This is a genomic window from Caulobacter sp. BE264, assembly GCF_031457805.1.
Taxonomy (GTDB): domain Bacteria; phylum Pseudomonadota; class Alphaproteobacteria; order Caulobacterales; family Caulobacteraceae; genus Caulobacter.
Window position 1 is genome coordinate 25,685 of sequence record NZ_JAVDXI010000012.1, and the last position, 22,913, is coordinate 48,597.

Genomic DNA, 22,913 nt, shown 5'->3' on the forward strand with positions numbered 1-22,913 from the left:
GATGCGCAAGCTCATCGCCTTCGCGCTCTCGCAGCGCCTGCTGGCCGCCGTGCTGGCCATCGCCCTGGTCGGTCTGGGCGCCAACGCGTTCCTGAAACTGCCCGTCGACGCCTTTCCCGACATCTCACCGACCCAGGTGAAGATCATTCTCAAGGCCCCCGGAATGACCCCCGAGGAGGTCGAGAGTCAGGTCATCACGCCGCTGGAGATGGAGCTGCTGGGCATTCCCAAGCAGGCCATGCTGCGCTCGACGGCCAAGTACGCCATCGCCGACCTGACCATTGATTTTGCGCCAGGCACGGACGTCTATTGGGCGCGCCAGCAGACCGCCGAGCGGCTTTCAAACGCCCTGGGCGCTCTGCCGGACGGCGTCAGCGGCGGTCTGTCGCCCATCTCCACGCCCTTGTCCGACGTCTTCATGTTCACGCTTGAGGGCGAGGGCCTGACGCTGGAGCAGAAGCGCACCCTGCTCGATTGGACCGTCCGCCCCGCCCTTCGCGGCTTGCCCGGTGTGGCTGACGTCAACGTCCTGGGCGGCAGAGCCAAGACGTTCGAGGTCTCCCCTGATCCTACCGCCCTGGCGGCCTCAGGCCTGACCGCCCAGGCGATCATCGACGCTATCCCCGCCTCGAACCGCAACGATGGCTCGGGCCGTCTTAGTGAGGGTGAAGAGGCCCTGGTCGTGCGCGTGGCGGGCGCCATCACCAGCCTGGACGACCTGCGCGACACCGCCATCGCCTTGCCCGGAGGCGGTGTCGCACGCCTGGGCGACTTGGCGAAGGTCCGCGAAGGCGCCCTGACCCGCTATGGCGCGGTCACCGAGAACGGCCGGGAAGAGGCCGTCCAAGCGATTGTCATCGCCCTGCGCGGCGCCGACGCCAAGGCGGTCGTCCGATCGGTTGAGGCGCGGCTCCAGGAGCTTCAGCCGTCCCTGCCCAAGGGCGTGACGGTGAGCCCGTTCTACAACCGCTCCGACCTGATCCAGCGCGCGACGGGAACGGTCAACAAGGCCCTGGTGGAAGCCACCATCCTGGTAGTCATCCTGCTGCTGCTGTTCCTGGGCGATCTGCGCGCCGCGACCGTTGTGGCGGTGACCCTGCCTCTGGCCGCGCTGACCACCTTCCTGCTGATGCAGACCTTCGGCCTATCGGCGAACCTCATGAGTCTGGGCGGACTGGCCATCGCCATCGGCATGCTGGTCGACGCCGCCGTCGTCGTGGTGGAGAACACCGTCGAGCGCCTCGACAACCCGAGCCTCACCGGCTCCCGTCGCCTGCACGCGATCTATGAAGCCGTCGCCGAGGTGGCCGCGCCGGTGACGTCGGGCGTCTTGATCATCTGCCTGGTGTTCCTGCCCCTGCTCAGCCTGCAGGGCCTGGAGGGCAAGCTGTTCGCGCCGGTGGCCCTGACCATCGTCTTCGCCCTGGGCTCGTCCCTGCTGCTGTCGTTCACCGTGATCCCGGTCCTGGCCTCTCTGCTGCTGAAGGCCCATCCGCACAAAGAGTCCTGGATCATGCGCAGGATCGGACCGTTCTATGAACAACAGCTCGCCCGCGCCCTGGCTCGTCCCAAGCCCGTGTTCGCGGCGGCGGGCGGCGGCATGGTGCTGGCGGCGATCGCCTATGTGCTGATCGGCAAGAGCTTCATGCCGACGATGGACGAGGGCGCGATCCTGATGCAGCTGGCCAAGCTGCCCTCGATCAATCTCGACGCCAGCGCCAGACAGGACATGGCCGTGCAGCGCGCGATCCTGGCGCAAGTGCCCGAAGTGAAGCGGATCGTCGCCCGGGTCGGCTCCGACGAGCTTGGCCTTGACCCCATGGGCCTGAACGAGACCGACAGCTTCCTGGTGCTGGCCGACCGCAAGGACTGGCGCCGAAAGGACAAGGCCTGGCTGACCGAGGAGATCCGCAAGGTCGCCGCTCAGTTCCCCGGGGTTGAGGCCACCTTCACCCAACCGATCGAGATGCGGGTCTCGGAGATGCTGACCGGCAGCCGCGGCGACCTGGCCGTCAAGGTGTTCGGCCCCGACCTCCGGACCCTGGGCGATCTGGCCGGTCGGATCGAAGAGACCCTCAAGAAAACGCGCGGCGCCTCCGACGTCTATACCGTCGCCGGCGACAGCGTGACCTATCTGCAGCTGGACGTCGATCGCGCCGCCGCTGTGCGGGCCGGCCTTTCGGCACAGGCCCTGCAGCAGGAGCTCCGCGCCCAGCTGGAAGGCGCGCCGGCCGGCGTCGTCTTCGAACAGGGTAAGCGCACGCCGATCCTGGTCCGGGGGCCGCAAGACCTTCGCGAGGATCCCGTTATGTTCGAACAGGCTCAGATCGCCACGCCTGATGGCGGCCTCGTGCGCGCCGGCGACGTGGCCCGCATTCAGCGCCGCGAAGGGCCGGTCAAGATCGACCGCGAGAACGCTTCCCGCTTCGCCGTGATCCAGGCCTATGTCCAGGGCCGTGACCTCGTGGGCTTTGTCAAGGAAGCCCAGGACAATGTCGCGCGCGAGGTTCCGCTGCCGCCCGGCTATCGCATCGCGTGGGGCGGACAGTTCGAGAACCAGAAGCGCGCCGCCGCGCGTCTGGGCGTGGTGGTGCCGATGGCGCTGGCCCTGATCTTCCTGGTCCTGTTCATCAGCCTAAAATCCACGCGCCAATCGCTGCTGATCCTGGCCAACATCCCGTTCGCCATGATCGGCGGTCTCGTGGCGCTTTGGATCTCGGGCGAATACCTGTCGGTCCCCGCCTCGGTCGGCCTGATCGCCCTGCTGGGCATCGCGGTGCTCAACGGCCTGGTTCTCGTCTCGCACTTCAACGAGCTGGTGCAGCGCGGCCGCGACGTCGCCACGGCCGTGACCGAAGGGGCCCGTCGCCGGCTGCGGCCGGTGCTGATGACCGCCAGCATCACGGCGCTGGGCCTAGTTCCACTGCTGACCGCCACCGGTCCCGGCTCCGAGATTCAGCGCCCGCTCGCCATCGTCGTGGTCGGCGGTCTCGTAACCTCGACTCTGCTCACCCTGATCCTGCTGCCCATCCTCTATCGCCGCTTTGGCGTTGAGCCTGGCGCCGCGGTCCTGGAGGCTTCATCGTGAAGACCCTTCTTCTCGCCGCTGCGGCCGGCCTCGTCCTAGCCTCAGCCGCTAACGCTGCGGACACCGGCTGGACACGGCCAGACTTCCTGCCGAGCGACGCTCACATTCTCTCGGCGTTGGAGGGTTCCCCCGAGCTGGCCGAGGCGCGAGCCCTTCAGCGCGGCGCCGAGGCCGAGCAGCGCGGTCTGGCGGCCGGCCCCTATGAGACAACCATCGGTCTCTCCAGCGATCGGCGCCGGGTTCGGGGCGAAGGCGACTTCGCCGAATGGTCCGTGCAGGCCAGTCGCCCCCTGCGCTCGCCGGGCAAGCGTAACCTCGATATCACAGCGGGCGCCGCGGGCGCGCTGGCGGCGCGCGACAGCGTGGATGACGCGCGCCACCAAGCCTCCCTGCGCCTGGCTGGTCTTTGGGTCGAATGGCTGGAGGCCGAGGCCCGCGCGGCGGTCGATCGCGACGAGATCGCTGTCGAGCACAAAGAGGTCGCGGCCCTGCGGCGGCGGGTCGAACTAAAGGACGCCGCCGCGCTTGATTTAGAACTGGCGCAGGCGGCGCTGGCTCGCGCCCATGCGACCTTGGCCGAAACCCAAGGACGCGCCGAGGCGGCGCGCTCGGCGCTCGACATGCTCTACCCAGGCCTGACCCCAGCCCAGGCGCCGAGCTTGTCCGAGCCCGTGACGCCAACCCGCGCCCTGGACGACTGGATCCCCCTGGTCGTCGCGCGGAGCCACGAAATCACCATCGCCAAGGCGCTGGCCGAGCGCGACGGCGCTCTGGCCCGACGCGCCAAGCTTGACCAACGTCCCGACCCGACCCTCGCCCTGCGCGTTTTCAACGAGCGCGGCGGCGCCGAGACGGGCGCAGGTATCACCGTCAGCATTCCATTCGGCGTCGCCGGACGCTCGGCGAGCGCCGAACGGCAGGCCGCATCGGCCTCAGCCGCCGAGGCGCGCTATCGCATGGCGGCGCGCAATGTCGAGGCAGAGGGACGCAATGACGTGGCCAAGGCCCGATCGGGGCTCGCCGCCTGGGCGCGCAGCCGCGAATCCGCCGCCGCCGCCGCTCAGGCCACCGATCGCGTACAGCGCGCCTACGCGCTCGGCGAGCGGGACCTGACGGACCTGCTTGCGGCGCGTCGCCAGCTGTTTGACGCGCGCCGGGCTGAGGTCTTGGCCCGCGCCGCCGCCCAGGGCGCACTGCTGAGACTAGCCCTGGACGCCCATGAACTTTGGCTTTCGGAAGAAGAGGTGTCGCAATGACGGCCATGATCAGCCTCGCGCTCGCCCTGGCGCTTTCACAGGCAAAACCACGGCCCGACGTGGTGATCGGTGAGATCGGCAGCCGTGCGTTCGTTCTAAAGTCGGTCCACCTCGATCCACGTCCCGACAATCCCCCGGCGCTACGCGGATGGATGTGCCGCCGAGCCCCTGGCGCGTCGCTCCGTCGTCTCGCCGTGACGGCTGAAGACGCCTCAGGCGCGACGATTTGGAGGGGTGTTGTGGCGACGCCCACCTTCGCCCCTGGCCGGACGCATGAATGCCGGGTTCTGAAGATCGACTTGCCGTCGGAGATCCCGCCTCAGGCCGTGCGGTGGCGTCTCGATCGCCCCTAGCGGCGAACCAACAACTAACCTCGCCCGCGCTTCGAGAGACCGCACGGGAAGCGCGGCGATCGCACAACCATAGAGGCGTTACTCAAAACGGGTCACTGTACTCGGTAAACAAAATATAGAAAAATATTCACCAAGTAAAAAATTGACCTATACACGGGCAGTTCAGGTTCATTTCAGGTGCGAGTGCTAACAGGGAGGGGCAACATAACTCGCATAATGGGAAGGCAGCTCAAATGTCGGGAAATCACAACAGCGCTCAATCGAGCCAAGAAAAGTACGTTTTCACCTTTGACGCGTCAGGCAAGGTCACGTCCGTCGCCGAGCTCGATGGTGATGGTCGGCTTTCCTACGAACGGATCGACCGGAATGAGACCTACAATCGCAATGGCGATTTGGTCGTCAAGCTCGAGACCGAACGCGGATCCACGGAGTGGACCGCCTATGCCGACAGCGACCGCGATGGCCTGTGGGCCAAGCTGGCCTCGGGCTATGGAGCGCCCGATCTGCCTGGCTTGGCGACCCTGCTGAAGTCTTCAGTCCAAACCGCCCAACCGCAGAGCGCCCCCTCCGGCGCCTGGGAGGAGGATGGCCACGATGATGATAGCGAGAACGACTTCTCGGCCGACGCTTGGCACGGCCCGGGTCGGGACGACGACAGCTCAATGGATCACGACGATTATGATGGGATCGGGCGCGGATCAGATTCTGACCAGTATGTCTTCACCTTTAGCGCCGATGGCGCGGTGACCTCGGTGGCGGAAATCAAGGAGAACGGCCAGCTGAAGTTCGAAGCGATCGAGCGTGATGAGAGCTACGCGCGGGTCGGCGACTTCGTCGTCAAGACCGAGTGGGACGATGGACGCTCGGAATGGACGGTCTACGCCGATGGCAACGGCGATAGCCGATGGACGGAGGTCGCTGAGGGTTACGGTGTTGTGAACCTAGCAGGCGTGGTCGGCCAGATCGAACCTGGATATCTCGCTCTGACCTGAGGACCGTGATCGCCCCAGGCCTCGCCGCGCCGAGGCTTGGGGCGATGGCCATTTAGCGCCCGCGAGCGCGTCCGCCCAGCGCCATCATCGGACACTGGCTTGCCGTCAGGAACTTGGACGTCCATCTTCTGAAGGCGAGCTACCTCTAGTAGCGAGATATTGGCCTCGTTGCGGTCTGTTGCGCCCCGGGCGCGCTGGGAACACCGCGAACAACCCCCGCAGGAGCGTCAATCGATGATCGCCTCATAGTCGGCGGGTCAGCAGCCACTCGCCACAGGGCGTCGTCTGATGGGCTTGAACAAAGCCTTGGGAAAGATAGAACTTGAGCGGGCTTACCGGTCCCAGAACCACGCTGGTCTCCACCGCGGTAAAGCCGCTAGATGTCATCTTGGCCAGCGCCAACCTCAGCGCCTGGCCGCCCAAGCCCGACGACTGATGGGCCTGGTCGATCATGAAACGCCAAAGGTCCGCCACGCCGGGGGCGTCGGCGTTTCGCCATTGGATAAAGCCCACGGGGTCTTCACCGCGATGGATCGCATGGAAGACCGCCGTGGGCTCAAAATGCGCCTGCGCCATTGAAAGCGCGTTGGCCGCGACATAGGCCCTTTGGTCGTCTCGAACCGACAGGGCGCAGACCGCGCGCACGGTCTCTCTGGTGACGGGCCGAAGCTCAATCTGTGTCAAATCGCTAAGTCCAAGTGATCAGCCCCCATTTTCGGCGCTATCAACCGTTTTGTCGGCGACGACAGGGGGGGGTCTGGGCTTGGCCGCCGATCGTTCAAACGATCAGGAACAGCGCTCGTCCCAAAGGCAGGTACAAGACCTCGCCTTCAACGCCATCAAAGCGCGCCCTGCCGCGCGGGCCCACGATGCCCTAGAGCCAACGGCGCGCGATCACACTCACGCCGTGGGCTCTAGCTTGGCGCCGTCGCATCGTGTTCAAAGACGATCGGCGCTCACCTTCGCCCACGATGCTTAAGGTCTTCACGCCGTTGGATCAGCCGATAAACGCGTATTCGGCCTTACCGTAGACACCGATCAAATCGATCGCGAAGGCCGCTCCGTCCGCAAGGTCCGCCAGAAAAGCATCATTGGACTTGGCGTACATGCCCACATCGGCCTTCGCCGCCTCAGCCAGCAGCCAGCCGACCATCGCCGCCTTAGTTCCCTGGCCGTTTGCGCCATCGCCCCCATAGGAGGCGAAATAGTTGGCGCGGGTATCGATGAGGGCGTGGATCTTGGTGTCCGTCGGTGTCGAGCCGAAAATGGTCTTGTAGGCTTCGCGGGTGGCGTCAAACAGCGACAGCGCGCCGTACTTGGCCAAGAACGCCTCCTTACCCTCACCAAGCTTGCCCAGATTCACCGCGAAATTGATGTAGCGGTTTTCCAGGTTGAAGCTCTGGTAGTAGGCGGAGTTCAGGTTGTTCCCGTTGGGACCTGTTGGCGAGACCAGATAGTCGACGCCGCCCTGGCTGGGGATTTGTCCGGTGAAGAACTGATAGGCCAGCGTCGCGACCGAGGTGGTCGCGCGCGCGGCGACAATAATGGCGTTGGAAGCCCCGCTGCTCGACAGTCCCGCCAAGGACGTCACCAACGCGGCGTTCGTCAAAGCCGAAGGGTCGCTTCGGAGCACATTCTGGAAGGCGTCCACGACACCGGCGGCCAGCGCCCCGACGGGCGTGAGAAACGTCTGATCACTAAACTGGAAAAGCTCGACGCTCGAGAGCGTGTCCGTGTCGTCAGGGGATCCCGACCGAATGTCCCTAACCTGCCAGTTCCCCGTTCCGTCATTGACTTGCGTGATAACGTAATCCGACATCCGACCGGAAAAGATCGCGGTGTCGACGCCAGAGCCACCGATCAAGAGATCGTTGCCGCCGCCCCCGGTCAGGAAGTCATTGCCCGCGCCTGCGGAAAGGGTGTCGTTGCCGCTCCCGCCATTGACTCGGTCGGAGCCGAGACCGCCGAATAGAACGTCGGAACCGGTGCTGCCATTTACAGTCAGGCCAGAGGTTGACGTGTTTAAAATAAACGCCGACCCCGTCAAAGACGACGCCTGGAAATTTTGAATCGTTATAGACTCAGCATCTGTAAAATAGCTCAAGGTGATGACCGTATCCGGTCCGACCTGGGTGATAAAACGCTGCAATTGAGAAAACTCGGCGATATTCAGCGCCGAAAAATCAATTCGATCTCCCTCCGAGACGGAGAAGTCAGCGATCGTATCTCGGTCAAAGCGCCGATCAATGTACTGGAACGTGTCGGCGCCTCGCCCCCCAATCAGCAGGTCGTTGCCGCCGCTCCCGGTCAGAAAGTCATTGCCCGCGCCGGCGGATAGGGTGTCGTTGCCGATCCCGCCATCGACACGGTCTGAACCGATCCCGCCAAACAGGACGTCGGCTCCCGTCGTGCCGCTCACCGTGAGGTTGGCGGCGGACGTGTTGAATATGAAGGCGGACGCCGTAAGCGACGAGACCTGCATATTTTGAATTTTTATAGACTCAACATTGCTAAAATAGTTGAGCGTAACGACCGTATCGGCCCCAACTTGAGTTATGAACCTCTGAAGTTGGGAAAAGTCTGCGATGTTCAATGCAGAAAGATCGATGCGATCGCCCTCCGCAGCGGAGAAGTCTGCGATCGTATCTTGGTCAAAGCGACGATCAACGTATTGGAACGTGTCCGCGCCTTGACCGCCAATCAGAAGATCATCGTCTCTGTCGCCGGTCAGGAAGTCATTTCCAGCGCCCGCTGAAAGCGTGTCGTTACCGTAGCCGCCGCTTATGCGGTCCGAGCCGAGTCCTCCAAAGAGAACGTCGGATCCGGTGGTGCCGGTGACCGCAAGGCCAGTGGTCGATGTATTGAAAATAAAGGACGCCGCCGAAAGAGAAGACGCCTGAACGTTTTGAAGTGTTATCGATTCGATGTCGCTAAAATACTTGAATGCGATGACCGTATCCGGCCCAATTTGAGTGATAAATTGTTGAATCTGGGAGAAGTTGGCGATGTTTAGTCCCGAGAGGTCGATGCGATCTCCCGGAGAAAAGTCAGTAATGATGTCCTTGTCGAAGGCGCGCGCGAGGTAAAGGAAGACGTCGTTACCCCCGCCCCCCGTCAGTTGGTCATTGCCCCCAAGGCCATTGATGAAGTCGTCAGCCGACGTGCCGGCAAGCGTGTTGGAGCTGCTTGTCCCATTGATCGTGGCCATGATTTTTCCCTTGTGGCTGGAAAGCGCCGCGCCCAACGCCACGCCCTATCGAGCGCGAAGAGGTTGCGATTAACTATTTAAGGTTGATTTTTCAGCCCGACGCCCCCGTAGGTTCGGGGTGGGTCCGAAATCTTGCGGGGTCAGGGCTCTAGCGGCTCGGGGCTAAGCCCGTGTTCAGAACCCAGCCGACATTGTCGTTTTCATCGGAGACTTCCCACCAAAGCTCCTGCTTCTTGCCTGTGGGAAAGACGATCGCTCCGGCGGGAAGGGTGCGAACCAGTTTGCCGCTCGCCACGGGCGTTGCGCGAAGCGCGACAGGACGCTGAGCGGTGAAAGACTTTGCGGGCGCGGCCGCTGCCGCCCCGCCCTCAGCCACAAGCCCAAGGTCTCCGATCATCTTGGCGTAGGCGTTGATGAAGGACAGGGTGATGATGCGCCCGATATCGGTGTCTTCGTAGCCGCCGCCCACAGCGCCGGCGAAGTCTAGACGGCCGCCAACACCCCAGCTGATATCGTTCTTGACCGCATAGCCTTCAGCGACAGCCATCGTCTCGGTGGTTCGCACATTGGTCAAAGACAACACGGTGTTGGCTTCAAGCTTTTTGGTTTTAAGGCCACCGACCAGCGCGCCGGCGCGCCCCCCGATGAGCCCGCCCAGCGCGCCGGCCACAGCATTGCCGCCGACATTGCTGTTGCTGCCCTGGACCTCCGCCACCAGCACGTAGTCGGCGGCCTTGACCTGCCCCTTGCCCACATTGGCGCCCCGTTGAAGCCCAAGGGCTCCACTGAGCGCGCGCTCCTTCTCGGCCGCGCCAAGACCCGCGCCCCGGTCGACGAGACTGAAGCAATCAGAGCGCTGGACGATGGCGCGTAGGACCTTCTGCGGCGAGGCGAGATTGTATTGCGTCCAGCCGCTTGGATCATCGCCGTCGACGATCGACAGCGTCCCAAGCTTGCGCGCGCAACGCGGCGTCTCGGCCGAGGCTTGCTGTTGCAAGCTCTGCCCTTTGCTGGCCTTAGCCTGGGCGAAGGCGGCGGCGGGCAGGAACATCGTGAGCGCCAAACCGACGGCAAGACCGTTGCGGCAATTGTTCATCACAGTGGCATTCCCGGTAACTTGGATTGACCCCTGCGCTTCCGGGGCCCGCCAGCACTTTAGCGAAGGCGCGATCGATAGGCGCACGGCCCGGCGTACCGGTGCATCGCGCCTGCCAGGCGTGGTCAGGCGCGACGCGCAAAGATGTATTGCCCTTGGGAGCCTTTTCTGCGCCTGGCGCTCGCCTAGAGTGCGACCACCTGATCGTACGAACGCTCAGTCACGGACGGAGCCCGCCATGCCACCCTGGATCAGCCTTGCGTTCGTCAACCGCCAAGGCAGGTTGCGGAACGGCTGGTGGCTAGCCGCCTTCTTCCTTGTTCTTGCAGCGCTTCTGTTTCCGGCCATCCTTGTTGCGGCGCATTTCAATCGCGAGGTGAGCCTCTGGGAACAGCTTGGGCTGATCGCGGTGGCCACCATCATCATCCAGACACTGCGCCGAAGGCCCCTAGTCGAGGTCACCGGCGCGATGGACAGGCGCTGGATCGTGTGTCTGGCGATCGGTGTGTTGTTGGGCGGCTTGCTGATGGCGCTACCGGCGCTTGGCCTCGCGGCCGCCGGCCTCTTAAGGTTCGAACTTGCCCCCGCCACGCCGCAACGGCTTGCCAACACGATCGCGCTCATGCTGGCCGTGGCGATGGCTGAAGAGCTGCTATTTCGCGGCGTGCTTTTCCAACGCCTCATAGATGGACTTGGCGTTTGGCCAGCCCAGGCGCTGACCGCCCTGCTCTTTGTGCTCACCCATCTCAACAATCCGGGCATGGAAGGCGCAACCAAGCTCTGGGCGGCGAGCAACATCTTCCTGGCGTCGGTGCTTTTCGGATTGGCCTTTGTGCGCACGCAAAGCCTGGCCCTGCCGATCGGCTTACATTTCATGGCTAATGTGACGCAGGGCGTGATCCTGGGCTTTGGCGTCAGTGGTCAGAGCGAGCCAAGCCTTCTGATTCCCCGCTTCAGCGACGCGCCAACTTGGCTCACCGGCGGCGCCTTTGGCCTTGAGGCCAGCCTTCCTGGCCTCCTCACCCTCTTGGCGCTACTGGCCGGCCTCGCGCACTTTCTGCGCCCCTCAAACGTGGCTGACGGCAAGAGAGACTATATCGTCGGATCGGCGCAGATCTCGCGCAGCCGCCCGCGTAACCAGCGATGCGCCGGGTCGGACTCCATCCGAGGGTGCCAGAGGAGCGACACCTGAAAGGAGGGGACCAAGATGGGAAGCTCGAAGCTGACTAGCCCTTCGCGCAGTCCTCGGGTATGGCGTTCGGGCACGGTGGCGACCAGTCCAGACGAGCGCGCTAGCCAAATCGCCGTAGCAAAGCCACCCACGATCGTGGCCACCTCGCGTATAACGCCGTGTTTTGCGAGGGCCTCATCGATCAGGCCCTTGGCGAGCGCGTCGCGCGCCACCGCCACGTGGCGCTCGGCCCCATAGCGCGCCGGCGTCATCGCCCCCGTCGCCAGCGCATGCCCTTGGCGCACTACGCCGACATAACGATCTCGGAACAGTCCCTGAGTTCGAAGCTCCGGCCCGGTGTCACCGTCCAGGACGCCCGTCTCTAGGTCGATCGCGCCGTCACGCAACGGCTTGCTGTCCTTGTCCGGCTTCTGCACGAAGCGCAATTGGACGCCCGGCGCGTCGAGGGCCAGCCTGTCGATCAAGGCCGGACCAAAGGTCTCCACGAAGCCCTCGCTCGTGCGCAGGGTAAAAACGCGGCGCACCTGCCCAAGATCGAGGGCTTCCAGCGGCCGCAACACCGCCAGGGCGTCCTGGACCAACCGGGCGACCGGCTCGCGAAGCGCTATAGCCCTGGGGGTTGCGACCAGCTCCCGGCCGGCCCGGACCAATAGCGGGTCGCCGGTCACGTCGCGAAGCCGCGCCAGCGCTCGACTCATGGCCGAAGGGCTGAGTTGCAGGCGCTTGGCGGCGCGCGTGACGCTGCCCTCGGCGAGCAGCACATCCAGCGTCACGAGCAGGTTGAGGTCTGGGATCTGCATGCGGCGACTATCACGCGCTCTGACATAAGGCGTCAAACGCAATGATTTTTTGAAAACCGTGCGCGTTCCGCCATGTTTTGACGATCGCTAGCCTTCTTCGGACGCTTCTCACCCGCACGGAAGGATAGCCGATGTCTAGAAACGCGCTCGAGACCTTCATCGCCGAAGTCAGGGCCAGTTGGGGGCCGCTCTCAAGCCAACTGATCGCAGACTGTCGTGGTCACCTACGCACCCTTCTTCAAGCCCCGCCGACAGAAGACTGGCTCGCGTCGCTGCTCAACGAACAGCCGGCGAGCCAAGAACTCTACAGCGATCCCGACCATGGGTTCGTGCTCCTGGCCCACACCGAAGAGGAAGGTCTTTATCGGCGCCCCCACGATCATGGCCGCAGCTGGGTGCTCTACGGCGTCCAAAGCGGCGTATCCGAGATGGGCGGTTATGCGCAGCATCTTGGTCCGGACGGAAAGGCGCGCCTCGTCAAGCGTGACGCCACCCTGGTCCGCCCAGGCATGGCCCTAGCTTACCTGCCGGGTGACATCCACGATACGCACTGCAAAGCCGGACCTGCCCTGTTGTTCCGCTTCACCGAGCGTGACCTTTTGCAGGAGGACAAGCAGGAAGGCCAGATCACCCGCTATGTCGAGGAGGACGGGGTGTTCCGGGTCGCCCCGCGATGACCCGGAGCAGACGCGCGCAAAGCTTGGCGATCGCCTCGGTCCTGACGGCGTTGATGCTCGTGGTGCTGGACGCCTCGATCGTCAACGTCGCCCTGCCAACCTTGGCCTGCGACCTGCGCGTCTCGGCCGCATCGGCCGTCCTCGTTGTGACGGCCTATCAAGCGGGTCTGGTCATGGCGCTGCTGCCCTGCGGAGCTCTGGGCGAGAGCCTTGGCCATCGCCGGATCTTCATGGCCGGCGTGACGCTTTTCACAGCCGCATCGGCCCTCTGCGCGAGCGCGCCGAACCTGACCTGGCTGATCACGGCGCGCTTCGTCCAGGGCCTTGGCGCGGCTGCGGCGATGTCACTGGGCGTGGCGCTGCTGCGCACGGTGATCCCCGCGCACAGACTGGGCGTCGCCATCGGTTGGAACGCGCTTGTGGTCGCACTAACCTCGGCGGCCGGCCCGACGGTCGGCGCGCTTGTCCTGTCGTGGGCGAGCTGGCCCTGGCTCTTCGCCATCAACCTGCCGCTGGGCCTATTTGTGTTAGGCGCGGCCAGAGCCCTTCCACATGCAGACGGATCGCTCCGCCGCCTGGATGGGGTCAGCGTGGCCCTGAACATGGGCGGCTTTGGGCTTTTGATCCTTGGCGCCGAGACGCTGGCGAGCGCCCCAATCCTCGCCCTGATCGTTATGACCTGCGGGACGATCAGCCTGACGGTGCTCGCCCGTCGTGACGCCCAGCATGACGCTCCGCTCCTGCCGTTGGACTTGCTGGCCAGGTCTTCATTCCGCCGGTCCGCCACCGCGTCAATATGTTGCTTTGTCGGACATGGCGCTGGCCTTGTCGCCTTACCGTTCTATCTCCAGCACAGTCTGGGCCTTAGTCCTTTGGAAGCCGGACTCTATATCACGCCCTGGCCCCTGATGGCCGCCGTAGCGGCGAGTCTGGCCGGGAGGATGGCTAGACCCTCCACGACGGCCATGTTGTGCGCGACCGGCTGCGCATTGCTCTCAGCCGGGCTCTTTGCGGCCTCGGCCTGGCCATTGGCCCAGGCGCCGATGACGCTCATGCCCATCGTCATGCTGTGCGGTCTTGGATTTGGCCTCTTCCAGGTGACCAATAACCGCAGCATGTTTCTGTCGGCCCCTGTTGAGCGCACCGGCGCGGCGGGCGGCCTGCAGGCGATGGCGCGACTGACCGGCCAGACGACCGGGGTCATCGTCATGACGCTACTCTTCGGCGCGTTGCCCCTGGACACAGCTCCGCGCGTGGGCCTGGTGATCGGCGCTCTGCTGACCCTTACGGCGGGCCTACTCAGCACCCGCCATCGCTAGCCATCATCAGCTCAGCGCTGCCTGTCCGCCCACGCCGCCGTCCACAACACGTCCTGCCCCCAGCGACATCTGATCAGTCGAGCCGACCTTCGCCGCTTCCGCGCTCAGGCACATGCGGCTTGGGCGAAGGCCACGGCCTGAAACGGCCAAGTATTGACTCATTTCAACTTGGCGCGGCTGATCCGACAGCGCCCTACCCCGCCACAACCGCTCGGCGCGGCCAGGTCCAGGCGCTGCGGATGATCAGCAGCAGCATGACCACCTCGATCGCGGCGGCGAAGTACATATGGACCCAAGCCACGCCCAGCAGATTGAACAGGCTGTAGGGAATATAGACCGCCGCGATGATCATATTGACCCACCGGTTGAGTTCCGCAGGGAGTGCGACCGATAAAAAGATCATTAGCGCGGGCAAAGTCACCGAAGCGAGCCCCGTAAAGACAAACGCCTGATTGATGTCGAACAGAAACACCTGCCCCTGCAAGATCTCATCCAGCGCGCCGGGCATGTAAAGGTGAAAATAGTCGACGTAGATGTATAGAAACATGAACCCCGTCCACAGCGCTGCAATTTTCAGCTTGGGGTTCACACGCACGTCTTCAAGCACGGTTGGCGTTTGCTTTCTTGGCCGCATAGTTGGGGTCCGCTCTCATAGGGGCTTTAGAAGGATCGGGAGAAGGATCGGGCGCGCGCCGGCGACGCCCAACGCCGCACGCGACAAGCCGTCCGGGTGATCGCCGCCCTCAAGACTGGCCGTCTCCGGGCGTGTAGGGCTTGAGCCCGGGAGCCTGGGGCCTTCGCAAGACCCAAGCCTCAACGTCAGGCGTCCAGATAGATCGCCGGGGATGGGCTGGCCTGAGCCGCTGCGGACTTGCGCGCCACAATACAAGGTCGGTGACCCTTGCCCCGCGTGGCGTGATCTTCGACCGCCAGGATTTCAAAGCCGGCGGCGGTGACCAGGGCGCAAAGATCGGCTTCCTTGAGAACACTGACATAGGGGGCCTTGCCGATGGCGCGCATGCCCGGCAGCAGAACCCTACTGAGCAGCGGGGTCATGTCGCCTAGACATGGCGTCTTGGAGACGAACAATCCCCCTGCAACCAGCAGATTGTGAATACGCCACAGTGTCACCGGTACATCGCGGACCATGTGGAGATAGTTGAAGCCCAGGACCGCGTCGTACCCCCCCAGGGCCAGCATCGGCGACTCTGCGGTGGCGATCTGGAACGAAAGACTGGGCAGCGTCTCCAAAGCCTGCTTTTCCCGGGCGATCTGGATCATGGCCGCCGACAGGTCGGTCGCCAGGTAACGCTTGACCCCGCCAGCCAAGCGCAGCGCCGTACTGCCCGTTCCGCACCCCAGTTCCAGCACCCTATCCTCAGGCCCCAAGAGCGCCCGCGTGAAATCCAGCGTGCGCTCATAGCCCCCCTGATCGGCGATGACATCCTTGGCGTATTTGCGGGCGATCCGATTCCAGAACCGCGCGTCGCTGGCTTTGTGCATGGTCAACTGCTCCTGACACCCGGCGCATATCACATGCAAAATTCAGGTAAATTGCGCAAATATGAAGCTATGATATGCATATTTGCATGAAGCCGATGGACTGGAACCATATCCGCGCCTTTCACGCGACCGCCATGGACGGATCGTTATCGGCTGCGGCGCGCCGATTGGGTCTCACCCAACCGACCCTGTCGCGCCAGGTTCTGGCTCTGGAGGCTGAGCTCGGGGTGGGGCTTTTTGAACGGCGCGGTCGCAAGCTGCTGCTGACCCCGACCGGTTCGGCGCTGCTCGATCACATCCAGATCATGGGCGATGCGGCCGACAACCTAGCCCTGGCGGCCAGCGGGCGCGCTCAGGACATCGGCGGGCGGGTTTGCATCTCGGCGACAGATGTCACCGCGACCTATGTGCTGCCTCAGATCGTGGCTCGCATTCGCGCTGAAGCGCCCCAGATCACCGTGGTCATCGCCGCCTCCAACGCCATCAGCGATCTGCATCGGGGTGAAGCCGACATCGCCGTGCGCCATGTCCGCCCCGATCGTCCAGGGCTCGTCGCTCAGCATATCCGTGACGTCCAGGCCGGCTTCTTTGCGTCCAGGGACTGGATCGCGCGCCATGGCGAGCCGCAATCGCCAGCCGATCTGGCCACCGCAGAACTGATGGGCTTTGACGATCCGCTCTTCACCAGCGTCTTGCGCGATCTGGGCGTTCCGATTTCACCGGAGGATTTCCGGATCGTTTCGGAGTCGGCGGTCGTGGTCTGGGAAATGGTCAAGCGCGGGATGGGCGTCGGGGTTATGATGCGCGAGGTGGGCGAGCAGACGCCCGGCGTCGTGCGCCTGTTGCCTAACCTTAAACCCATCCCTGTGCCGGTCTGGCTTGTCACCCATCAGGAACTGCAATCGCGCCCCAGCATCCGCCTGGTCCAGGCGATCATGGCCCAAGAGCTTGCTCGGACCTAACCGCCGAGCGCCTGCAGAATGGGACCGCCTAGCCAGCGCTGCGAGATATTGGCCGCGGGGGGGCCTAGCAGTGTGGCGGCTTGACGCCTTTGGCGGGCGCATAGCGCCCCTGGACGCGATGAAAGCGGATCTTGGCCTGGCCGGTGTCGAGCGTGAAGCCGCTTCCAAATCCGACATCGCGCAAGCGCCCGACCCAGAACCGCCCCGCAGCCCCCTCAGCCTCGCGCGCGTCAAAGCCAGAGACGAACGGCGCGGAGACCACCGGGCCCGTTGGCCGAAGCTCGATGAGCTGGGTGCGCTCACAGACCACCCCAGAGCGCGCCTCCTGGCTGCGCGCGACGACAACCGGCCATTGGCCAAACGCGTTGGTGACGCCAAACCCCGGCGCGGCTGCGTTTGGCGCGCCGATCGCCGCGCGTGGCCAGGCGCCGGCGACCTCGGGTCCCGCCGCCGTGGCGCGAAGATAGAAGATCCCCAGCGCGCCCGGGACCGTTGAGGCGGGCGCTCTGGCCTTTGACGCCGCGATCAGCACCGCGTCACTCTCAAGCCTCAGGACGGTCTTGGCCTCAAAGGCCAAGGCCTCGCCCGCCTCTGTGGCGAGCTTGGGGTCCGCGCGTAAAACCAGGGCCAAGGCCGCGTGCGGGTCCAGTCGCGCCAGGCTTGGCTTGGCCACCCCTGCCGATCCTTCGGCCGCCGCCAGCCTTGGCTCTAGTCCTGGCTCTGCCCCCGGTGGCCACGGATCCCCACGCCCGGTCAGCACGCCACGTCCCACCGCAGCGCTCGCCAGGGCCAAGGCCAGAACTGCGATGATGAGCCCGGCGCGATCGCCCACGACTGTGCGGCAATGCGCGACGGCGCGCGCCAACCGCGATGGTGGCGGACTTAAGGAGCGGTAAGGTGGATGCGGCATCGACAGGCCAAGCCAAAAAGACGCAATCGGCTTAATCCCGATCGATCCTTGACGCCGCAGCCAAGGTGACCCGGTGCATCTGCGCCGCTAGGCAGGCGCCGCGCGCCGCCGGAGGCTTCGCCCACCTTGAACAGCAAGGGGGACATGCAAGCTCACGCCCCCGCCGTTGCAACCGGAGCACGCGATGATCACGACTATGTCCGCCTTGGCGGCCCTCATGCTACAGGCGCTCGCTCAGGGCGGCGCGACACACCCGCTCGGGGCCCGGCTTGAAGAGGGACGGACCTGCTATGCGCTGCAAAGGCGCTCGGGTGAAACCATGATCCCTCTGGGACGAACCTTGCAGATCGTCCGCCGTGAGACGGTCCAGGGTCGCGCCGCCGTCAGGGTGATCGTCCATCAGCAGGCGCAAGGCGGCGCCTTCGACGTGCGCGATGAGTTTGTGCTGCAGGCGGCCGATCTGCGGCCGATCCGCTATGTGAGCCGGCGCGGCGACAAGATCATGGTCGATGTCACCTACCGAAGCGATACGGTCACAGGCTACCGCCTGAGCAAGGATGACGTCCGTCAGCCCCTGTCTGCGCCGCTGGATGGACCGGTTTGGGACGGCAACCTCTGGGGGTTGGTGTTTGCGGCACTGCCACTGGCGGCCGACAGCCAGATCAGCCTGCCGTTCTGGCACTATGAGAAGGGCTTTGGCCACTTTGCCCTCAAGGTCGTCGGAACCGAAACCGTCACAGGACCAAGCGGCCCTCTGGCCGCGTGGTTGGTGGAGGCCACCGACGGGACCGGGCCAGCCGTCACCTATCGTATCGCCAAGGACCGCGGTCTTGAGCTCTCCTACACCGCGCGCGGCTTTGCGCAGGTCCCGGGCGGGTCGTGTGAAGGACTTCCTGAGGGCTGAAGCCGGGGTCCGCGTGCAATCTGTACTGGGTCATCTTTACGCTTGGGGCCGCTGGGCCGCCTGGCGCATCCTATCGCGCGCGCGCCGCTGGCGATCGCCCGAACTCTGGGCTGCCAGCGCTCGGCTCAGCACTCAGACCGCAGCTTAGGACCCAAACGATGAGACGCCTTGGAATAAGCGGATGGGTCCTTGCTTGGGCGCTGGCCCTGGCGTGCCTGGCCACGCCCCAGGCCCGCGCCGAGGGCCGCTGCCCGCCAGGTTTCTATCCGACCGGCAGTGAAGCGGCCGGATGGCTGGGCTGCGCGCCGATGGGTCCTATGGAGGGCCAGGACACGCCCGATGAGGGCTCGGGCGGCGGATACCGCGATGGTCTGCCGCCGATGCGCTATGATCCTGAACAGCTCAAAATCTGGAACGAGGTGGCGATCCAGAGGGAAACCGCGCTTGAGAACGAGCGGATGAAGGACCCGGTCTATCAGCGTCTAAGCGCGGGGTACTGGGAGTACCTGGCCTCGGATCCGGCCGATCCCAAACAGATCTGCATGGCCACCTTTCTGACCCGCCGGGGCGGTGTGGTGTTGATGGATTGGGGCGGCGCGCATCCGGGCAGCTATCTGGCCTTTTTTGGCGGCGCGATCCGCAAGGTTGACCAGATCCAGCGCCTGAGGGTCAGCTTGAAGCAAGGCGGCCATGTTCAGACCGTTCAAGCCTTTCACGGCCCCCTCCCCTGGGAGCCCCGCCTTGGCATGCTGATGTTCAAGGTGCCCTCGACCTCAGCGCTGATCGACAACATCGAGCCGGTTCAGGATTTCGAGGTGATGCTGCAGGACCTCCCCCTCGTCTGGGGGGAGTGGCACAGCGGGACCAAGGCCCGTCAGCACTTGAGCGACTGCGTCCAACGCCGCCGCTCCTGAAGCAGCCAGCACAGCACGCCCGCTTGACGCCAAGGCTGATGGAGCCGCCACCGAGGCGGGTCAGCGCGCGGCGTCTGGCAAGGCCTCGCGGGTCAGGGCTGAGAACGCCGCCCGCGCCTGCTGACGGGACGTCAGGCCCATGGTGCGCAGGATTTGGCTCAGATGGTTCCTGACCGTGAAATGCGACAAGCCCAGCCGGCGTGCGATCGCCTTGTTGCTCAGCCCCTCGCCGATCAGCGCCAGGATCTGCCATTGCCGCGCCGTCAGGGCCAAGGACGCGCAAGGCTCTTGGGCCTGACTGAGAGCCAAAGTCGGACGGGCCTCATGGCGGGCGCTGGCCGGAAGGTTCGTCTTGAAGGTCTCCATCGCCAGGGTCAGATCAGCAAGATCGATCTCGACCGTGATCTGTAGCCGCAGACCGCCAGCCAAGACGGGGCCAGACGCGGGCGCATCACCGCTCGCCGCCGGCGCGGGGGCGGCGACTATGTGCGCTGGAGCGCTAGGGGCGGTATGGGCCAGGATCTGGCGCTGGGCGCCGACAAGCGCCTGCGCATCGCAGCCAGGACGGATCAGCGTGCCGTTCATTGGCGCCAGAGGACGCGCGCCCATCGCCCAGAGAGGGCGTGGCGCGGGCACGGCGGTAAGGCGCGCAAGGGTGTCCATGGAAAGCGTCCAGATCTGCGAAAGAAACAACGGGACAGGTCAAGGCGAGGGCCAAAGCGGGCGCAGGGCTTGCAGCCCCGCGCCCAGCCCGCTGTTCTAAGCGGGCCGCCCTGGCGCCTGAACGTTGTCCGCCGCCTCCCCCGAGACGGCGGCGCTCACGGACGGACGGCTGATGGTGGGGTCAGGCCGCCCGCCCCCAGGCGCTAGAGACGTCTAAAGTCGCCGTGCAGGCCAAGCGGCATGGCGTTGTCCAACCAGGCTCTGGCCAGGAAGGGTTTGTCAGGCTGGGCCGCGTCAAAGACCGTCAGCGCCGTCTGTTGCTTGACCCAGTTCAATGCCGTGCCCACGAGCCAGCCGTCGTCTTCACGCGTCGCGCCCGGTCGCGGGACGAACACGTGCTCTTCGACCATCCATTCGGCGCCATAGTTGAAAATCTGGCTTCGCCCCTGCTCGACGTCGATCTTGACGACGGCGTCGAACCAGTCCTGGCGTTTGTCATCTTTGAAGGTCGTGGCGTAGACGAAGCGGTTGCGGCGCGCATCGTAGTTCGGATTGATCTTGGGAAACTCCACACGTGCGTGAAGCCGTTCGAACCGCGGCGCGCCCTTGGGCGGCAGAGTGACCCGGTGGGAGACCGCTTGCCAGGTCGGGAACCGCCCCGTCATCGGCTTGAAGAACTCCTGAAACTGATCCCCGTCGAGGCTGTGGGCGATGTCGAAATGGATGGTTCCATCGTCCTCCTCCCAGCCATTGCCAAAGTGGAAGGCAAAGCCGCTGGGCAGCTCAGCCTCTCGCACCAGCTCGAAGGTCTCGCGGTCAAAGACGTGGACCCGCATCGGTTTTCCCGCCACGCCCCGCGTGGCGCCGAATGTGCCGCGCTCAAGTGAGCGCTCGCCCCGCGCCTCGGTGGAGCACTGAACAAGGACGAGCGATCGCTGGGTCAGCAGGAAGTCGTGGTAGTAGCCTTCCTGGCCCAAGGGCTGGATACGGAAGGCCTCCAGCGCGCCCGAGGCGCTCAACCGCCACAAAAACGCGCGCGGCCCCAGCGAGCCGACATTCCACAGGCGGCCGTCCTCGCCGCGCCGCGGGTGGGCCGAGAACGGCGCTCCGTCGACCTCGCTATTGAGGCGGACAAGACCCAGGGTCTCCAGCGTATCGGGATTAACCCGCATGGGGCTGCCCCCCTCCCAAAGGGCCCAGCTTTCGGCGCCCATCGAGATGATGCTGGTGTTCGAAGGATTGGCGCTGTTGGCACCGCTAAAGGCCGCGACCGGGGCGATGCCGCCGCCACTGACAGGCAGCAGGAAGGCCCCGGCAGGCTGCTCGACGGCGAACTTCGAGGTTTGTAGGAAGCGGCTCCTGTAGCTCACCGCTCCGTTCTGGATCCGCCAGCGCTGCACAAAGCCATCGCCATCAAACCAGTGATGGTAACGCACCCCGGCGCGCTCGAAGATAGCTGGACCGTTGCGGTGGAAGTGACCCGCCAGCGCCGCGGGGATCACCCCCTCGATCCGGACGCGTTCCACATCGCGTTCCTGGCCGTTATCGAAGGCCACTAGGCGAGGATCTTGGCGGCGGGCCACCGCAAATTGCCCGGCTTGGTCCTGCGCCCGAGCCGCGGCCGGCATCGGCAAGCCAGCGGCCATCGCCGCAAGCCCGACCCCGGCCAGGCCCAGAAAGGCGCGCCGGTCTGGTTGGCTGATCGGCGGGCTCATGGCTGGTACACCAGAACGGCGGTCGCCGAGGCATCAGCCGCCAGCGTGACCTTCATCCGGTCGAAGGGCGGGATGCCGCCCTGGACCACCGGCACGTTGGAGAAGCCGTAGCCTTCTTGCGGAACGCCCAGGACGTTCATGTCGACTTTTCCGTTGCCGTTTTCGTCATGATAGAGCTGCACGGCGTAGTCGCCGGCCGAAAGGTTCTCAAAGCGCATCAGGTTGACCCCGGGCGCGGCGTCCTGAACCCCGAAGGTGACGCGCTTGTGAGCCTTCTCGCCGGGGGCGCGGCCCAGAAGTTCGGCGCGCAGCTGCCCCTTGGCCGATCGAACGCCCTCGACGCGCAGAGTCAGGGTGTAGGCGCTGGCCGGGGCGCTAGCGGCGGTCTTAGCCAGGCCCTGGGCCGGCGCCTTTGCGGGGGCCATGGCGTGGGTGCAGGCCGCCAGAGCGGTCAGAGCGCAGGCCAGAGCAAGGCCTGGGAACGGGTTGGAGGTGATCGAAAATCGCATGGAAAGAGGCGGGCTCCTGAGGGTGGGGAGGATCTGACGCCCTCCGACGACCAGGACCTCTGGAGCGGGTCTTGCGCTTGGCCAAGGCGGGTTTTCGTGGACGGCCATTGGCGCTTCGCCAACGGTTTTGCGCCTTCGCCAATGGTGCGCGACAGCCAGGTCTGACTGGTGTTGGCTTGCCTGACAGGCTGCTTTAAGACATCTCCAAAGGGGGCGTTTTGCAGCACCACATGACCATCGAGCCGGGCGGCAAAACCTTGCGTCTGTTCGTCAGACCGCTCGCGACCGGCCTTATAGCGGGCCTGATCCTGGCGTTGATGGCGCCCTATCAGACCGCGACGATCTTCAACGCGCCGCAGCGCTACGCCTTCTGGATCTGGTCAAGCGTGGTCGGCGCCCTGCTTCTGGCGGCCTGCGATGGCTTGGCCGTGGCGCTGAAGCGCGAGCATGGCCTGCCGAGACTGTTCTGGATTGCGGCCGGGATCGTGACCGCTGCGGTGCCGATCACCCTGATCGTCTATGCTTTGGCCCCGGCCATCAACGACGGGACCCAGCTCTTGCCGTTCTGGTCGCTGTTTCCGTCCGTCCTCATCCTCTGCGTCCCCCTCCAGGTCGTCCTGATCCTGCTCGACGCCAAGCTCACCCCCGTTGCGTCCCAACACCAGCCATCCGCCTCCCTGGCGCCCTCGTCCGATCAGGCCTCCGATCCGCTTCTCAGCCCGCCCGCTGGACAGGCCTTAGCCCCGCGCTCGCCGCTTGTCCGTCGTCAGGACATTTGGCGCAGATGAGGACGTAAATTAGCGGAGAGCGGGCCTCGTCTGGGGGTTGATGTTAGGCGGCGAGCTTGCGGTG

General features: G+C 64.9%; 21 protein-coding genes. 11 read left to right on the plus strand and 10 right to left on the minus strand.

The window, feature by feature from the left end; translation table 11 throughout:
* Position 1: 1 nt before the first annotated feature.
* The 4 genes from J2X45_RS19740 to J2X45_RS19755 all read left to right on the plus strand — a co-directional run bounded on the left by J2X45_RS19740 (position 2) and on the right by J2X45_RS19755 (position 5,689).
* Positions 2-3,088, plus strand: a complete 3,087-nt coding sequence (locus tag J2X45_RS19740) for an efflux RND transporter permease subunit (protein ID WP_310218323.1) — start codon at positions 2-4, stop codon at positions 3,086-3,088.
* Positions 3,085-4,344, plus strand: coding sequence for a TolC family protein (locus J2X45_RS19745; RefSeq protein ID WP_310218325.1), 1,260 nt, complete (start codon positions 3,085-3,087; stop codon positions 4,342-4,344). Before J2X45_RS19740 ends, J2X45_RS19745 begins: the two co-directional genes overlap by 4 nt.
* Positions 4,341-4,697: a hypothetical protein gene (locus J2X45_RS19750; RefSeq protein ID WP_096054036.1), complete on the plus strand. Its 357-nt coding sequence runs from the start codon at positions 4,341-4,343 to the stop codon at positions 4,695-4,697. Before J2X45_RS19745 ends, J2X45_RS19750 begins: the two co-directional genes overlap by 4 nt.
* A 233-nt stretch (positions 4,698-4,930) precedes the next feature.
* Positions 4,931-5,689, plus strand: a complete 759-nt coding sequence (locus J2X45_RS19755) for a hypothetical protein (protein ID WP_310218327.1) — start codon at positions 4,931-4,933, stop codon at positions 5,687-5,689.
* Between the two features lie 243 nt (positions 5,690-5,932).
* On the opposite strand, the gene J2X45_RS19760 is transcribed toward J2X45_RS19755, so the two are convergent.
* From J2X45_RS19760 to J2X45_RS19770, 3 genes are all read right to left on the minus strand, one after another.
* Entirely contained in the window at positions 5,933-6,334 is a 402-nt protein-coding gene (locus J2X45_RS19760; RefSeq protein ID WP_310218329.1) for a GNAT family N-acetyltransferase, read from the minus strand.
* Between the two features lie 352 nt (positions 6,335-6,686).
* On the minus strand, positions 6,687-8,897 hold the full coding sequence (locus J2X45_RS19765; protein WP_310218331.1) for a type I secretion C-terminal target domain-containing protein: 2,211 nt from the start codon (positions 8,895-8,897) through the stop codon (positions 6,687-6,689).
* Between the two features lie 148 nt (positions 8,898-9,045).
* Entirely contained in the window at positions 9,046-9,993 is a 948-nt protein-coding gene (locus tag J2X45_RS19770; protein WP_310218334.1) for an SH3 domain-containing protein, read from the minus strand.
* Between the two features lie 238 nt (positions 9,994-10,231).
* Between J2X45_RS19770 and J2X45_RS19775 the strand changes: the two genes are divergently transcribed.
* Positions 10,232-11,185 carry a type II CAAX endopeptidase family protein gene (locus J2X45_RS19775; RefSeq protein ID WP_310218336.1) on the plus strand — a complete coding sequence of 318 codons (954 nt, stop codon included), beginning with the start codon at positions 10,232-10,234 and terminating at the stop codon, positions 11,183-11,185.
* Here the strand turns inward: J2X45_RS19775 and J2X45_RS19780 are convergent.
* The gene (locus J2X45_RS19780) at positions 11,086-11,985 is read right to left on the minus strand and encodes a LysR family transcriptional regulator (RefSeq protein ID WP_310218338.1); all 900 of its coding nucleotides are present in this window, start codon (positions 11,983-11,985) and stop codon (positions 11,086-11,088) included. The genes J2X45_RS19775 and J2X45_RS19780 overlap by 100 nt on opposite strands.
* Positions 11,986-12,116: 131 nt before the next feature.
* Between J2X45_RS19780 and J2X45_RS19785 the strand changes: the two genes are divergently transcribed.
* Together J2X45_RS19785 and J2X45_RS19790 are read left to right on the plus strand one after the other, a co-directional pair.
* Positions 12,117-12,662, plus strand: coding sequence for a hypothetical protein (locus tag J2X45_RS19785; protein ID WP_310218340.1), 546 nt, complete (start codon positions 12,117-12,119; stop codon positions 12,660-12,662).
* Entirely contained in the window at positions 12,659-13,981 is a 1,323-nt protein-coding gene (locus tag J2X45_RS19790; RefSeq protein WP_310218342.1) for an MFS transporter, read from the plus strand. Before J2X45_RS19785 ends, J2X45_RS19790 begins: the two co-directional genes overlap by 4 nt.
* 193 nt (positions 13,982-14,174) lie before the next feature.
* Here the strand turns inward: J2X45_RS19790 and J2X45_RS19800 are convergent, their stop codons facing one another.
* Together J2X45_RS19800 and J2X45_RS19805 are read right to left on the minus strand one after the other, a co-directional pair.
* Positions 14,175-14,588, minus strand: a complete 414-nt coding sequence (locus J2X45_RS19800) for a DUF6326 family protein (protein WP_310218343.1) — start codon at positions 14,586-14,588, stop codon at positions 14,175-14,177.
* Positions 14,589-14,800: 212 nt separating this feature from the next.
* Complete coding sequence (locus J2X45_RS19805; protein ID WP_310218345.1) at positions 14,801-15,484, minus strand: class I SAM-dependent methyltransferase; 684 nt, start codon at positions 15,482-15,484, stop codon at positions 14,801-14,803.
* Between the two features lie 74 nt (positions 15,485-15,558).
* Here J2X45_RS19805 and J2X45_RS19810 point away from each other — a divergent pair, with 74 nt between their 5' ends.
* Positions 15,559-16,446 (plus strand): LysR family transcriptional regulator, encoded by an 888-nt coding sequence (locus J2X45_RS19810; RefSeq protein WP_310218348.1) that lies wholly within the window; start codon positions 15,559-15,561, stop codon positions 16,444-16,446.
* A 64-nt stretch (positions 16,447-16,510) separates the two neighbouring features.
* Here the strand turns inward: J2X45_RS19810 and J2X45_RS19815 are convergent, their stop codons facing one another.
* Positions 16,511-17,119, minus strand: coding sequence for a hypothetical protein (locus J2X45_RS19815; RefSeq protein ID WP_310218351.1), 609 nt, complete (start codon positions 17,117-17,119; stop codon positions 16,511-16,513).
* 421 nt (positions 17,120-17,540) lie between these two features.
* Between J2X45_RS19815 and J2X45_RS19820 the strand changes: the two genes are divergently transcribed.
* Together J2X45_RS19820 and J2X45_RS19825 are read left to right on the plus strand one after the other, a co-directional pair.
* Entirely contained in the window at positions 17,541-18,260 is a 720-nt protein-coding gene (locus tag J2X45_RS19820; RefSeq protein ID WP_310218353.1) for a hypothetical protein, read from the plus strand.
* Between the two features lie 158 nt (positions 18,261-18,418).
* On the plus strand, positions 18,419-19,174 hold the full coding sequence (locus J2X45_RS19825; protein ID WP_310218355.1) for a hypothetical protein: 756 nt from the start codon (positions 18,419-18,421) through the stop codon (positions 19,172-19,174).
* 60 nt (positions 19,175-19,234) lie between these two features.
* Here the strand turns inward: J2X45_RS19825 and J2X45_RS19830 are convergent, their stop codons facing one another.
* The 3 genes from J2X45_RS19830 to J2X45_RS19840 form a co-directional block, all read right to left on the minus strand.
* Positions 19,235-19,837, minus strand: coding sequence for a LuxR C-terminal-related transcriptional regulator (locus tag J2X45_RS19830; protein ID WP_310218358.1), 603 nt, complete (start codon positions 19,835-19,837; stop codon positions 19,235-19,237).
* 203 nt (positions 19,838-20,040) lie between these two features.
* Entirely contained in the window at positions 20,041-21,552 is a 1,512-nt protein-coding gene (locus J2X45_RS19835; RefSeq protein WP_310218360.1) for a carotenoid oxygenase family protein, read from the minus strand.
* A complete protein-coding gene (locus tag J2X45_RS19840; protein ID WP_310218362.1) occupies positions 21,549-22,061 on the minus strand; it encodes a DUF2141 domain-containing protein in 513 nt (170 codons plus the stop codon). Before J2X45_RS19840 ends, J2X45_RS19835 begins: the two co-directional genes overlap by 4 nt.
* Before the next feature lie 230 nt (positions 22,062-22,291).
* On the opposite strand from J2X45_RS19840, the gene J2X45_RS19845 reads away from it, so the two are divergent.
* Positions 22,292-22,849 (plus strand): hypothetical protein, encoded by a 558-nt coding sequence (locus tag J2X45_RS19845; protein ID WP_310218364.1) that lies wholly within the window; start codon positions 22,292-22,294, stop codon positions 22,847-22,849.
* Positions 22,850-22,913 lie beyond the last annotated feature (64 nt).